This is a genomic window from Streptomyces sp. NRRL S-37, from assembly GCF_000721605.1.
Taxonomy (GTDB): domain Bacteria; phylum Actinomycetota; class Actinomycetes; order Streptomycetales; family Streptomycetaceae; genus Streptomyces.
On sequence record NZ_JOIZ01000130.1, the window covers coordinates 1 to 354 of the forward strand.

Annotated in this window: 1 protein-coding gene; it reads left to right on the forward strand. The window is 68.9% G+C overall.

Annotated features, from left to right (window positions below):
- On the forward strand, positions 1-354 hold a 354-nt coding region (locus tag IH50_RS0137105; RefSeq protein ID WP_030873163.1), incomplete at both ends, for an alpha-amylase family glycosyl hydrolase.

The window sequence follows — 354 nt, forward strand, 5'->3', positions numbered from 1 at the left end:
CATGTGGGCGGAGTACGCCAAGGACCCCCGCATGCGCGCCAACATCGGCATCCGCCGCCGGCTCGCCCCGCTGCTGGACAACGACCGCAACCAGATCGAACTCTTCACCGCCCTCCTCCTCTCCCTGCCGGGCTCGCCGATCCTCTACTACGGCGACGAGATCGGCATGGGCGACAACATCTGGCTCGGCGACCGCGACGCGGTCCGCACCCCGATGCAGTGGACACCGGACCGCAACGCCGGCTTCTCCTCCAGCGACCCCGGCCGGCTGTTCCTGCCGACCATCATGGACCCGGTCTACGGCTACCAGGTCACCAACGTCGAGGCCTCCATGGCCTCCCCGTCCTCGCTGCT